A 12680-nucleotide genomic window follows, 5' to 3' on the forward strand; every position below is an offset into this window, starting at 1 on the left:
TCATCTTTGGTGACTTCCTCGCCCGCAGCGTGCGAGGCCTTTCTTGTGCGCCACCCTCCAGCCTCATCCTTGCTTGCAACTAAACAATTGCTACCCACAAGAATGATGAGGCACCGAACATGACCGACCAACTCGACAACCCAATGGGCCTGATGGGCTTTGAATTCATCGAATTTGCATCGCCCACCCCAGGCACCCTGGAGCCGATCTTCGAGATCATGGGTTTCACCAAAGTGGCGACCCACCGTTCCAAGAACGTGCACCTGTATCGCCAGGGCGAGATCAACCTGATCCTCAACAACGAACCCGATAGCCTCGCTTCTTACTTCGCGGCCGAGCATGGCCCGTCGGTGTGCGGCATGGCGTTCCGCGTCAAGGACTCGCAACAGGCCTACAAACGTGCCCTGGAGCTGGGCGCCCAGCCGATCCACATCGACACCGGCCCGATGGAGCTGAACCTGCCGGCGATCAAAGGCATTGGCGGTTCGCCGTTGTACCTGATCGACCGGTTCGGCGAAGGCAACTCGATCTACGACATCGACTTCGTCTACCTCGAAGGGGTTGATCGCAACCCGGTAGGCGCTGGCCTGAAGGTCATCGACCACCTGACCCACAACGTCTATCGCGGGCGCATGATCTATTGGGCCAACTTCTACGAGAAGCTGTTCAACTTCCGCGAAGCGCGTTATTTCGATATCAAGGGCGAGTACACCGGCCTGACCTCCAAGGCCATGAGCGCGCCGGACGGCAAGATCCGTATCCCGCTGAACGAGGAGTCGTCCAAGGGTGCCGGGCAGATCGAAGAGTTCCTGATGCAGTTCAACGGTGAGGGTATCCAGCACGTCGCGTTCCTCACTGACGACCTGGTCAAGACCTGGGATGCACTGAAGAAGATCGGCATGCGCTTCATGACGGCGCCGCCAGACACGTATTACGAAATGCTCGAAGGCCGCCTGCCGAACCACGGTGAACCAGTGGACCAGTTGCAATCGCGCGGCATCCTGCTGGACGGCTCGTCGATTGCCGGTGACAAGCGTCTTCTGTTGCAGATCTTCTCGGAAACCCTGATGGGCCCGGTGTTCTTCGAGTTCATCCAGCGCAAAGGCGACGATGGGTTTGGCGAGGGCAACTTCAAGGCACTGTTCGAGTCGATCGAGCGCGACCAGGTGCGTCGTGGCGTATTGACCGCCGACTGATCCATGTGAGGCCGGGCAGGCTGTTCCGGCGCTTCAAGCACAGGCTCCGTATCGAAAGGTACGGAGCCTTTTTTTGCCTGCCAAACAGGTCTGACCGATCTTGTAACAGACAAATCCTCGGGGCAGGGGAACGGCGTCGTCATGGCTTCCACTCAGGAGTGACGCAAGAGCTGATCTTCTCCTGTGTCGCAACCTTGCGTTTCGCGAACCCCAATTGTGAGGAAAGACTGATTATGACAAAACAAACTCTGGCGGCTGCAGTGCTCGCTTTGTGCGGCTTCGCTGCCAGCTCCGCGCATGCGGCAGACGGTACCATCACGATCACCGGCTCGGTCAGTGGCACCACCTGCACCATCAGCGGCGGTACCGGGGCCTCGCCAGGCTCAGGCGCTAACTTTCCGGTAGTGCTTGACCGCGTACAAACCTCGGCTCTCAAGGCAGCAGGCGATACGGCAGGCGCCAAGCGCTACTTTGTGTATGTGGGCGGCTCGGGCGGGTGCCCGGACGGTACCAAGGTCGCCGTACGTTATGAACCGACCAGCCCTGGCATCAACCCGGCAACCGGCAACCTGCGTAACACGGCAACGGCGACACCCGCCTCCCGGGTAGAGGTACAAATTCTCGATGGGGCTTCCAACACGCCAATGGACTTGCGCACAGGTAATAACTCGACCGTTGCCACCGTTACCAGTGGTCTGGCGACCTTGCCGTTTTACGCACGCTACATCGCCAACGGCGGAGCGGCAGGCGCGGGCAATGTCACCAGCAGCGTGCAGTACTCGGTCACCTTTCCTTGATGCAGCCAGGCTGATGACCACTGCGTTTGTTGCCTGAGATCCTCGCTCGACCCAGTGGTCGGGCGCAGGACAACCGTTTTCAAGGATTACCTGATGCAGGATTTACTGATGATCTTGAGTCGTCGTGTGGTGCGGGTCGCGCTGAGCCTGGCCTTGGGGATGGCATCGCACACGGTGCACGCGGGAGTGGTTATCGACGGTACGCGACAGATTTACCCCGAGCCGCGACGTGAGGTCACCGTGCGAGTAACCAATGATGACAAACACGCGCCCCGCCTGGTCCAGGCGTGGCTGGACGCGGGTGACGCGCAGGAAGCGCCGACACTGAGCGATGTGCCTTTCGTCCTGTCTCCTCCGGTATTTCGCCTGGACGCCGGCAAAAGTCAGTCCATGCGCCTGTCCTACACCAAGGCACCGCTGCCGACGGATAGAGAGTCGCTGTTCTGGTTGAACGTACTCGAAGTGCCTGGCGCTGCCAGTGAGTTTGACCCCACGCTTGAAGACAGCCAGCGGAATCACTTCAAGTTCGCGTTTCGTATCCGCACCAAAGTGTTTTTTCGTCCGGCGCAGTTACCTGGAACACCCGAGGAGGCGCCTGGGCTGTTGCGCTGGTCCGTGGAACGGGGCGCCCAAGGCAGCGTGATACAGGTGCATAACCCCTCGGCGTATCACGTCACCTTCAACGACATTGTCCTGCTCATGGGCTCTGGTCCCGAAGCGGAAAAACTGTCCCTGACGGAGGGCATGGTGGAGCCAGGAGGCACGTTGAAGGTGCCGGTGCCGAAAGCCGCGAAGGTAATACCCGCCGATGCGCGGGTGGATTTCACTTACATCAACGATTTCGGCGGCTTTTCATCCGCGCAGCCTGCTGTATTGCACCGCTGAAAGCGGCCCCTAAACGTTGCTGATGGCAAGCAAACGTACATTTCTCAGCGTCCACTGAAGTCATAACTATGCCTAGTCACATCCAAGTACGGGTGCATCGCTGCGCCCCGATTTTGCCATTCCAGCATCGCACGATAATGCTGGGCGGTTTGATGAGTGCGGCCGTGATCGCCAGCGATGTCGCGCTTGCGGCTGAGTTGAGCTTTGATCTGAACGCATTCTCCAGTGGCCTGGCGTCGTCGGTTGACACGTCACGGTTCAATACCAGCAACCAGATGAGCCCTGGCATATACCGCGTAGATATCGTAGTCAACGGCCAGACCCTGGGGCGCAGGGAGGTGGAGTTTGTTGCGGCCCATGCAAAGACCGGGGCGCAGCCGTGCTTGAGTCGTGAAGTATTGGAAAAAATCGGTATCGCGATGGATAAAGTCGATACTGATGCCCATGGGCGCGAACTCTCGAACCCTGCCGCCGCCGGCCAGTACTGCGGCGACCTGGGGCAGTGGATTCCGATGGCATCCAGCACGTTCGATCCGGGTGCACTCGAGTTGGCGGCCAGCGTGCCGCAGGCCTACATGAAGCGTTCCATGCGCGGCTACATTGACCCCGAGTTGTTGGATGAGGGCATTGCCGCCGGGCTGCTCAATTACAACTTCAGTACCAATACGGTCACCGCAGGTGAAGGTGACGGTCGTACTTACCTGGGCCTCAATGCCGGTATCAACCTGGGTGCATGGCGCTTGCGACATCAGGGCGCCCAGGCCTGGAGCAACCGCACTGGCTTTGAGACTTATCAGAACACGTCCACTTATGTACAGCGCAGCATCATCCCCTGGCAGTCACAACTGACCCTCGGAGACACCTTCAGCAACGGACAGATTGTCGACGGGGTGCGCGTGCGGGGCGTCACTCTGGCCACCGACGACCGGATACGCCCGCAGACGCAGCAAGGTTACGCACCGCAGGTTCGGGGGACGGCCGACAGTAATGCAACGGTCACGGTCAGCCAGAACGGCTACACCATTTATGAGACCACGGTGCCGCCCGGCCCCTTTGTTATCAGTGACCTGCATGCCACCGGCTACGGTGGTGATTTGATCGTCAGCGTGACCGAAGTCGACGGGCGTCGGAACACCTTCGTCGTGCCGTACTCGGTGGCCCCGCAGTTATTGCGCGCCGACGCGACAAAGTACAGCGCCACCTTGGGTAAGGTGCAGCAAAAGGGCGTTGATGCGAAGGGCGCCAACGTCTTTCAAGGCACTTTGCAGCACGGTTTGACCGATGATCTGACGGTCTACGGTGGCGGTAGCGTTTCCAAAGGCTATGAACAGGGAAAGCTCGGTATCGCGTTGAATACGTCCTTCGGTGCGTTCTCTCTGGACACTGCCACCTCCCATACCGAGGTGCCCGATCATGGGCGCCAGTCCGGGCAAAGCCTGGGGCTGGGTTACAACAAAAGCCTGCCGGCCTCGGGTACGCATTTTGCGCTGGGTGCGTATCGGTTCTCCACCGAGGGTTACCTGAACCTGCAGGATGCACTGAATGTGCGCGAAATCGCGAGCCGGGCAGGTGACATCAACAGCTATGCCCGGCAAAAAAGCCGGCTCGACATGACAGTCAGCCAGCAGTTGGGTATCGGCACCTTGAGCTTGTACGGCAGCTCCGTCGACTATTGGGGAGGACAGGAAGGGCGCCAGGTTTCATTCACCGCCAGCTATGGCTCGACCTGGAACAAGGTCAACTGGAACCTGTCGGCACAGCGTTCCAGGGTCCAGGACACGCGACAACTGACCCAAAGCGAGCTCAGCGACGATGTGTTTTTCGGGCGTATCGGCCAACCCGGGCGTATCGATAACCGCTACATGCTCACACTGTCGATGCCGCTGGGGGGCGAATCGCGAGCGCCGACGATCAATACTTCGTTCTCCCGGGACACCGGTGATACACGGGGCAGCCAGCAGCAGGTGGGCATCAACGGGTTCCTGGGCGAGGACACCGCGCTCAACTACGGTGTTTCAGCCAGCCGCGCAACCAGTGAAAGCACGCACACCGGCCAGTTCAACACCTATGCCGGCTATCGCACGGATGCCACCCAACTGCGTGCCGGATATAGCCAGAGCCGCGATAGCTCGCAGCTTTCGTTTGGCGCCGATGGTGGGGTGGTCGTTCATGCCGAAGGTATCGCGTTCTCGCAAAGCCTAGGCGAAGCCTCGGCGCTGGTGCATGTGCCAGGTGCAGAAGGGGCCAGGCTCGGGGGGAGCAGCGGTGCACGGGTCAACAGCAGCGGGTTCGCTGTCGTGCCCAATCTGACGGCGTTCCAGAATAATACGGTGGAAATCGATCCGGAAGGCATGTCGATGGATGTAGAGCTCCAGGAGTCGACGCGCAACGTCGTACCGACCTCGGGCGCAGTATCGCTGGTCAAGTTCGACACGCTCAGTGGTCGGGCGGTACTGGTCAAGGGCGTCCACGAGAATGGCAGCCCGCTGCCATTTGCAGCACAGGTATTTGATGCGCAAGGGCGTGAGGTAGGTGTGGTGGGGCAGGCCAGTAAAGCCTTCGTCCGAGACATCCCGCAGGAAGGTCGTCTGACCGTCAAGTGGGGCAGCAAAATCGCCGAGCAGTGCGATATCTACTACCACATGCCGCCAATCACCGAGGGCCAACGACAGGCCACTACCGATTACCTTCAGGGGGTGTGCGTGGCAAGCCAAGGGCGCCAGGTTGCGGGGCAGCTATGAGTGAGTGCCGATGGATGACTGTTGCGGCGCATGACTTATTCGATATGACAGAGGTGTTGTTTTCATGACTAGGTTTTCACTTGCCAGCGTGGTGCTGGGAGGATGGATGGTGGCGCTGGAAGCTCAAGCGATCACCTGTGCCCCCGGCCCGGCGGTGAATATTTCCATTCCCCCGATCACGGTTGCGGCCGGGCAGCAAATCGGGCAGGTGGTCGGGTCCGCCAATGGCTATCGCTTCGACAGTCCTCCATCGTCCGCGCTTCGGTGTACCACACGAATTGCTTTAGGGGCACAGGCCAGGCTGGCACTGGTCAATAGCACGCCGACGGGCCGGACATTTTTCGCTAGCGGGCTTTCAATGCCAGTGTATGCCACCAATGTGCCTGGGGTGGGGTTTGCCCTGATGGCGAGGGACCCGAACCGGCCGTTCATGGCCATCAACACGGCAGGTGTCACACTCATTGTTGGAGATGCCAGAGCAAGACCCATCGTCCTTGGGCTTGATACCCGAATTTATTTTGTCGCCACAGGCGCCATAACGGGTGGCACGATCACCGCCAGAAACATTGCAAGGTATACGATCACCGGCACGCCCATCACCGGCGCTGGCTATTACGCAGTGAACTTCTCCAACGTCACCATCAATGCGCCACGAAAACCCACCTGCAGGGTCTCAACACCTTCGGTCGCCATGCCTATGCCGGCCGTGGCTGCTCGTGATTTTCGCGGCGTGGGCAGTTTCGCCGGCAGCGTGACCCGCAATATCACACTGTCATGTGCGGGTGGCATCGGCGGGGCAACGCGTGACGTATTTGTGACGGTGACAGACCAGACCGTGCCGGCTAATCGCAGCGACGTACTGTCCTTGACCCGTACCTCTATGGCCAGTGGCGTTGCTCTGCAATTACTACGGGGGAACACGCTGGTGCGCTACGGGGCTGACTCCACGACGATTGGGAACCCTAATCAGTGGCTGGTCGGCAGTACTGGCAATGCGACTGTCCAGATCCCTTTGACCGCACGTTATATCCAGACCGCCTCCTCGATCCGTCCCGGCAGCGCGAACGGGTTGGCGTCATTCACAATGAGCTACCGATGAGCAGCGCGCTTTGGCGCGGGGGCCTGGGCGTGCTGATGAGCTTGCAGGCAATCGCCGTGCAGGGCGAAATCGTGATTGACCGCACGCGTGTCATCTACCCGGTTACCGCGCGCACGGTGGTGGTCAATCTGCACAATGAGGCTGACGGTCCGCGCCTAGTGCAAGCGTGGATCGATGATGGCGATGCGATGGCGGCACCCGAGAACAGTGATGTGCCGTTCACGATTACGCCACCCATCGCCCGTATGAACGCGGGTACCGGGCGCGCCTTGCGGATCATGCATGATCAAACGCCAAAACAGGTGGCAGACCGGGAGTCGGTGTACTGGCTGAACGTACTGGCAATCAGACCGAGCGTTGAGGCATCCGATGAAACCAACGCCCTGCAATTTGCCTTTCGTACGCGGATCAAGCTTTTCCTCCGGCCCGCCCAATTGCCGGGAAAGGTGCAGGACGTGGTTCATGCGCTTCAATGGTGCCTAAGCCGAGGGGACGACGTGGGGTTGGAGGTGCTCAACCCCACGGCGTATCACGTGACCTTGTCTGGTGTGGTTTTGACACTCGGTGGTGTGGAGCATCACAGCGAAGATCCGCCGATGGTTGCACCTTATGCTACTGCACGGGTTGCGATACCTGAGTTGCCTAGCGGCGACCTATCCGGCCCGCAATTACAGTTCACCACCTTGGATGATGATGGGGCTACTCAACATCATCAAGCACAGTTGCAGTTTGTCGACTGTTCGTCGGTCAAACCCTACGCTGCCGCACCAGATGCTTGAACCCTTCGAACACCAGCACCATGACCGCGATCCAGATCGGGATGTAGGTCAGCCATTGGCCTGCCTTGATCCCTTCACCCAGCAGCAGCGCCACCACCAGCAACAGCACTGGCTCGACATAACTGAGCAGCCCGAACAGGCTGAACGCAAGCAGCCGGCTGGCGATGATATAGCTCACCAACGCCGAAGCGCTGATCAGACCCAGTATCGGGATCAGCGCATACAAATTGGGGTGGGCATCCATCACTGCAAAGCCCTGTTCGCCGCTTTGCACAAACCACCATGCCACCGGCAGCATCAGCGCCATGTCCAGCCACAGGCCGCCCAGGTGGTCGGTCTTGAGGTATTTACGCACGATAAAGTACAGCGGGTAACCGATGATCACCACCAGCGTCGCCCAGGAGAACCCACCGGCCTGGTATAACTCGTTGAGTACCCCGAGCCCGGCAAAAAACACCGCGATCTTTTGCAGGTAGGAAAGCTGTTCGCCCCACGCCAGGCGCCCGGTGAGCACCATGGTCAGCGGCAGCAGGAAGTAACCGACCGACACATCCAGGCTGCGCCCGTTCAGTGGCGCCCACATGAACAACCACAGCTGCACGCCGAGCAAGGCCGACGACACCAGCACACCGCCGATCAGCCGTGGCTTGGCCGCGAGCATGCGCAGCAGTTCCCAGACCCGGCGCCACTCGCCGCTGACAAGCATGAACACCGTCATGCAGGGCACGGTGAGCAACATGCGCCAGCCGAAAATCTCCAGGCCACTCAAGGGCGTTAGCAGTGATGTGAAGTAATACATCACGGCAAACAACACCGAAGCCAAGACCGATAACACCACACCTTTAGACACGTTGTCCTCGCGAAAGCCAATTATTGCGCGGGTAGTCTACAGGCGTGCCAATCGACCGGATACAAAATGCCCGACATCGTTGAAGCCGGGCGAGGACGAATGCCCCGGCGTGACCAGCGAATCAATGAACGCCTCGTCTTCAGCGCTGATCTTCACCGCCAGCGCCCCGGTGTAGGCGTCCCACTGCGCCTCGGTCCGTGGCCCGACAATCGCCGAGCTTACCGCCGCATTGTTCAGCACCCAGGCGATTGCGAACTCGACGATCCCCACGCCACGCCCTTGGGTGTATTGCTGGATCTGCTGGGCAATGCGCAGTGATTCAATTCGCCACTCGGTTTCCAGGATGCGTTTATCCTGGCGCGCGGCACGGCTGCCGGGCTCGGGCGTGACATCCGGTGCGTACTTGCCGCTGAGGACCCCTCGGGCCAGTGGACTGTACGGCACCACTCCCAGGCCGTAGGCCGCTGCAGCGGTGATCTGCTCGACCTCGGCCTGGCGATTGACGATGTTATACAGCGGCTGACTGATGATGGGTTTATCGACGCCCAGGCGTTCGGCCACGCGAATCACTTCAGCGATGCGCCAACCCCGGTAATTGGACAGGCCCCAATAGCGGACCTTGCCCTGGCGGATCAGGTCACCCATGGCGGACACGGTGACCTCCAACGGCGTGTCGTGGTCTTCGCGGTGCAGGTAGTAGATGTCCAGGTAGTCGGTATCCAGGCGTGCCAGGCTGGCGTCCAGCGCGTTGAACAGACGCTTGCGGCTCAAACCGCTGCGGTTGGGCACGCCGTCGGTAGGGCCGAAGCCGACCTTGGAGGCCACCACCCAGTCCTGGCGGTTGCGTGCAATCGCCTCGCCGACGATTTCCTCGGAGCGCCCGCCTGTATACAGGTCCGCCGTGTCGATGAAATTGATGCCCTGGTCCCAGGCCTTGTCGATGATGCGCAGCGAATCTTCGGTGCTGGTCTGTTCGCCAAACATCATGGTGCCGAGGGTCAGAGCGCTGACCTTTAACCCGGACTGGCCCAATGTGTGGTAATTCATGCAAAGCTCCTCACGGAAATGTAAGTGATGCAATACCAGCCCCGAGCGCTCTGGAACAAGCCCTGGGGGCATTTCTTCATGTGCGTAGCAAAGTCAGGCAGCGGGCCTGTAAAAAACGGTGCAGCACTTTCACGCGTTCCGACACTTGCAGGCGGTGCGGGCACATCAGGTTGAACGGCGAGGGTTCGCCTTGCCAGTCGGGTAGCAAGGGTACCAACCGCCCAGCCTGGATATCACGGGCCACATCCAGGTTGGCCTTATAGGCAATGCCATGCCCCGCCAACGCCCAGCGGCGGACAATCTCGCCGTCATCGCTGAGGTAGTCACCGCTCACCTCGACTTCTTGAAGCAACGCCCCCTGGCGGAAATACCAGGTGCTATTGGCCTGGCCCCGGCGCATATAGCGCAGCGTGCTGTGGTGGGCCAAATCTTCGGGCGTATGCGGAGTACCGTGGCGCGCCAGGTAGTCGGGGCTGGCGCAGGCAATGCGATGGTGATCGGGTACCACCGGCAGGGCCACCAGGCTGGAGTCTCTAGGCACGCCAAAGCGCAAGGCGATGTCGACCGTGTCGCGAAACAAGTCGGCATTGCTGTCGTTGAGCAACAGTTGCAGACGGATGGTGGGGTGCTCCAGCTTGAACTCATCCAGCCAGCCCAGCAGCACATTGCGACCAAAGTCCGAGGGCGCGGCCAACTGCAATAAACCACTGAGGCTTTGGCCCTGTTGCTTGATGGCGTGCTCGCCGTCCGACAGCGCCTCCAGTGCCACCCGCACACTGTCCAGGTAACGCCGGCCTTCTTCGGTCAGGCGCATGCTGCGGGTGGAGCGGGCGAGCAGGCGGATGCCGAGGCGGGTTTCAAGGCGCTTGAGGGCAATGCTGGCCGCCGCCGGCGTGAGGCCAAGGCCACGGGCGGCGGCCGTCAGGCTGCCGGTGTCCGCGCTGCGCACGAAGACTTCAAGGTCGAGAATGGAGCTCATTGATAAAAATCCTTTAAAGATCTTGTCGTTTTACCCGGATTTTTCATCGATTACCAAGCTGGGAAGATGAACGCTCACTTTCTGACCCAGGTAGTTTTCTCATGACCTCTTCTCTGAGCGGTAAAACCATCATCGTCATCGGCGGCAGCAGCGGTATCGGCGCGGCAGTGGCCCAGGCAGCCTTGGCGCGAGGCGCGCATGTGATCGTGGCCGGGCGCCGCTTGGCGCCAGGTTCCGACAGCGGGCTGCGTAGCGAGCCGGTGGACGTCACCGACAGCGCCTCGTTAAAGCAACTGTTCGAAACCGTGGGGCGCTTTGACCATCTGGTCTACACCTCGGGGCCTTCGGTGCGGGCCAAGCCTTTGATCGAAACAGACCTGGATGAAGCCCGGGACAACTTCGATGTGAAGCTCTGGGGCGCACTACGCGCCATTCAACACGCGCTGCCCTTTTTGCACGAACAGGGCAGCATCACCCTGACCTCGGGCCAGCTGGGGCGCAAGTTGGCGACAGGGCAGTTCATCAAGACGGGCATTAACGCTGCGACCGAGGCCTTGGGCAAGCAACTGGCCAAAGAACTGGCGCCGCGTCGAGTCAATGTGATCAGCCCAGGGGTGATAGACACACCGGCCTATGCAGGGCTTGGCCAAGAGCAACGTTTGGCAATGTTTGCCAAGGCGGGCCAAGGGTTGCCGGTTGGGCGGGTGGGGCAGGCTGAAGAAGTGGCGGCGGGGTATGTACTGGCCATGGAAAATGGTTTTATGACCGGTGCGGTAGTTGATATCGACGGTGGCGGCCTGTTGTAAATACATGGCCCAAGTGGGAGGGAGCAGACCCCTCCCACGTTGAAGGCGTCAGGCCTTGAGCGTGCGCGTCATCCGCAATGCCAGAACACTGCCGCCCACAATCACCGCCGCCAGCAGGTACAACGCCACATCCGTAGACCCGGTGGCATCCTTCACAAAACCCACGATATACGGGCTGAGAAAACCCGCCATCTGCCCCATGGAGTTGATCAACGCCAAGCCACCCGCCGCCGCACCCGCGCTGAGCATGGCGGTGGGCACCGGCCAGAACATCGGCAGGCCGGTCAGGGCGCCCATGGTGGCGATGGTCAGGCCGAGAATGGCGATAGCGGGCGTAGTGGCGAAGTTAACGGCGATCACCAGGCCAATGGCGCCCATCAACATCGGTACCACCAAATGCCAGCGGCGCTCCTTGCGCAGGTCGGCGGAGCGGCCCACCAGCAACATGAACACCGCCGCCAATAGATACGGAATCGCGCTGAGCCAGCCAATCACCAGGTTGTCGCTGAAGCCCATGTTCTTGATGATCGACGGCAGCCAGAAGTTGATCGCATACACCCCACTCTGGATGCAGAAGTAGATCAGACCGAATGCCCAGATCGCCAGGTTCTTGAACACTTCGGCCAGGGAGTCGCTGGTGGTTTTCGGCTTGTTTGCCAGGTCTGTGGCCTGGTCCGCTTCCAGTACCGCACGCTCGTGGGGTTTGAGCCACTTGGCGTTGGCGAAGCTGTCACTGAGCAGGAAGTAGGCGAGGGCGCCGAGGATCACGGTCGGGATGCCTTGCAGCAGGAACATCCACTGCCAGCCCGCCAAGCCACCTTGGCCTGCGGCAAAGTGATTGAGAATCCAGCCGGAAAACGGGCTGCCGAGCAAACCGGACACCGGTATCGCCGACATGAACAGTGCCATGATTCGCCCACGGCGGAAGGTCGGGAACCACTGCGAAAGGTACAACACCACGCCGGGGAAGAAGCCCGCTTCAGCGGCACCGGTGAGCAGGCGCAGGGTGTAGAAATGCGTGGGCGTGGTCACAAACAGCAGGCATGTGGAGAGCGTACCCCACACGATCATCATCAATGCGATCCAGCGCCGCGGGCCAAAACGGGTCAGCGCCAGGTTGCTCGGCACGCCGCATAGCACGTAGCCGATAAAGAAAATCCCGGCTCCCAGGCCGTATACAGTTTCACTGAATTTCAACGCGTCGAGCATCTGCAGCTTGGCAAAGCCAACGTTTACCCGGTCGAGGTAATTGAACAGATAGCAGATAAAAATGAAGGGGATCAGGCGCAGGGTAATGCGCTTGTAGATGGCGTTTTTATCGTCATCGCTGGCCAGTGCGGCAGTGGCGCTCTGTGACATGGGATTCTCTCTTTATTATGATTTTTCGCGGTGCGAGGGTAACGTTGACCGCCCTGACAGTCTCGGTGACGTGAAGGGCAACTGTCTTTGTGCCGGCGCACAGTCAAGCCATCTTTGCGCTGTGCTGGTGAACAACCTTTTT

General features: G+C 60.1%; 11 protein-coding genes. 7 read left to right on the plus strand and 4 right to left on the minus strand.

What is annotated here, in order from left to right; translation table 11 throughout:
* Positions 1-119: 119 nt before the first annotated feature.
* From hppD to FXO12_RS04635, 6 genes are all read left to right on the plus strand, one after another.
* Positions 120-1196, plus strand: coding sequence for a 4-hydroxyphenylpyruvate dioxygenase (gene hppD / locus FXO12_RS04610; protein WP_034127483.1), 1077 nt, complete (start codon positions 120-122; stop codon positions 1194-1196).
* A gap of 233 nt (positions 1197-1429) precedes the next feature.
* A complete protein-coding gene (locus FXO12_RS04615; protein WP_034127482.1) occupies positions 1430-1993 on the plus strand; it encodes a fimbrial protein in 564 nt (187 codons plus the stop codon).
* Positions 1994-2086: 93 nt separating this feature from the next.
* A complete protein-coding gene (locus FXO12_RS04620) occupies positions 2087-2878 on the plus strand; it encodes a molecular chaperone (protein WP_229999370.1) in 792 nt (263 codons plus the stop codon).
* A gap of 68 nt (positions 2879-2946) precedes the next feature.
* A complete protein-coding gene (locus FXO12_RS04625; protein WP_057975864.1) occupies positions 2947-5619 on the plus strand; it encodes a fimbria/pilus outer membrane usher protein in 2673 nt (890 codons plus the stop codon).
* A 64-nt stretch (positions 5620-5683) separates the two neighbouring features.
* Complete coding sequence (locus FXO12_RS04630; protein WP_080757688.1) at positions 5684-6718, plus strand: fimbrial protein; 1035 nt, start codon at positions 5684-5686, stop codon at positions 6716-6718.
* Positions 6715-7497, plus strand: a complete 783-nt coding sequence (locus FXO12_RS04635; protein WP_052199965.1) for a molecular chaperone — start codon at positions 6715-6717, stop codon at positions 7495-7497. The genes FXO12_RS04630 and FXO12_RS04635 overlap by 4 nt, the downstream gene beginning before the upstream one ends.
* Here the strand turns inward: FXO12_RS04635 and rarD are convergent.
* The 3 genes from rarD to FXO12_RS04650 form a co-directional block, all read right to left on the minus strand.
* Complete coding sequence (gene rarD / locus FXO12_RS04640) at positions 7466-8347, minus strand: EamA family transporter RarD (protein WP_057975866.1); 882 nt, start codon at positions 8345-8347, stop codon at positions 7466-7468. The two genes, FXO12_RS04635 and rarD, sit on opposite strands and share 32 nt — an antisense overlap.
* Positions 8348-8383: 36 nt before the next feature.
* Positions 8384-9394 (minus strand): aldo/keto reductase, encoded by a 1011-nt coding sequence (locus tag FXO12_RS04645; protein ID WP_057975868.1) that lies wholly within the window; start codon positions 9392-9394, stop codon positions 8384-8386.
* A 76-nt stretch (positions 9395-9470) separates the two neighbouring features.
* A complete protein-coding gene (locus FXO12_RS04650; RefSeq protein ID WP_057975870.1) occupies positions 9471-10373 on the minus strand; it encodes a LysR family transcriptional regulator in 903 nt (300 codons plus the stop codon).
* Positions 10374-10474: 101 nt separating this feature from the next.
* Between FXO12_RS04650 and FXO12_RS04655 the strand changes: the two genes are divergently transcribed.
* Entirely contained in the window at positions 10475-11179 is a 705-nt protein-coding gene (locus tag FXO12_RS04655; protein ID WP_057975872.1) for an SDR family oxidoreductase, read from the plus strand.
* 48 nt (positions 11180-11227) lie between these two features.
* On the opposite strand, the gene FXO12_RS04660 is transcribed toward FXO12_RS04655, so the two are convergent.
* The gene (locus tag FXO12_RS04660; RefSeq protein WP_057975874.1) at positions 11228-12538 is read right to left on the minus strand and encodes an MFS transporter; all 1311 of its coding nucleotides are present in this window, start codon (positions 12536-12538) and stop codon (positions 11228-11230) included.
* Positions 12539-12680 lie beyond the last annotated feature (142 nt).

It is taken from the genome of Pseudomonas sp. J380 (assembly GCF_009827115.1).
In the GTDB taxonomy this organism is placed as follows: Bacteria; Pseudomonadota; Gammaproteobacteria; order Pseudomonadales; family Pseudomonadaceae; genus Aquipseudomonas; species Aquipseudomonas paracarnis.

Excerpts from the sequence above, each read along its gene's own strand:
- FXO12_RS04620 (WP_229999370.1), top strand. The coding sequence starts at position 2,087 with ATGCAGGATTTACTGATGATCTTGAGTCGTCGTGTGGTGCGGGTCGCG.
- FXO12_RS04630 (WP_080757688.1), top strand. The coding sequence starts at position 5,684 with ATGACTAGGTTTTCACTTGCCAGCGTGGTGCTGGGAGGATGGATGGTG.
- FXO12_RS04625 (WP_057975864.1), top strand. The coding sequence starts at position 2,947 with ATGCCTAGTCACATCCAAGTACGGGTGCATCGCTGCGCCCCGATTTTG.
- hppD (WP_034127483.1), top strand. The coding sequence starts at position 120 with ATGACCGACCAACTCGACAACCCAATGGGCCTGATGGGCTTTGAATTC.
- FXO12_RS04650 (WP_057975870.1), bottom strand. The coding sequence starts at position 10,373 with ATGAGCTCCATTCTCGACCTTGAAGTCTTCGTGCGCAGCGCGGACACC.
- FXO12_RS04660 (WP_057975874.1), bottom strand. The coding sequence starts at position 12,538 with ATGTCACAGAGCGCCACTGCCGCACTGGCCAGCGATGACGATAAAAAC.
- FXO12_RS04655 (WP_057975872.1), top strand. The coding sequence starts at position 10,475 with ATGACCTCTTCTCTGAGCGGTAAAACCATCATCGTCATCGGCGGCAGC.
- FXO12_RS04645 (WP_057975868.1), bottom strand. The coding sequence starts at position 9,394 with ATGAATTACCACACATTGGGCCAGTCCGGGTTAAAGGTCAGCGCTCTG.
- FXO12_RS04615 (WP_034127482.1), top strand. The coding sequence starts at position 1,430 with ATGACAAAACAAACTCTGGCGGCTGCAGTGCTCGCTTTGTGCGGCTTC.
- FXO12_RS04635 (WP_052199965.1), top strand. The coding sequence starts at position 6,715 with ATGAGCAGCGCGCTTTGGCGCGGGGGCCTGGGCGTGCTGATGAGCTTG.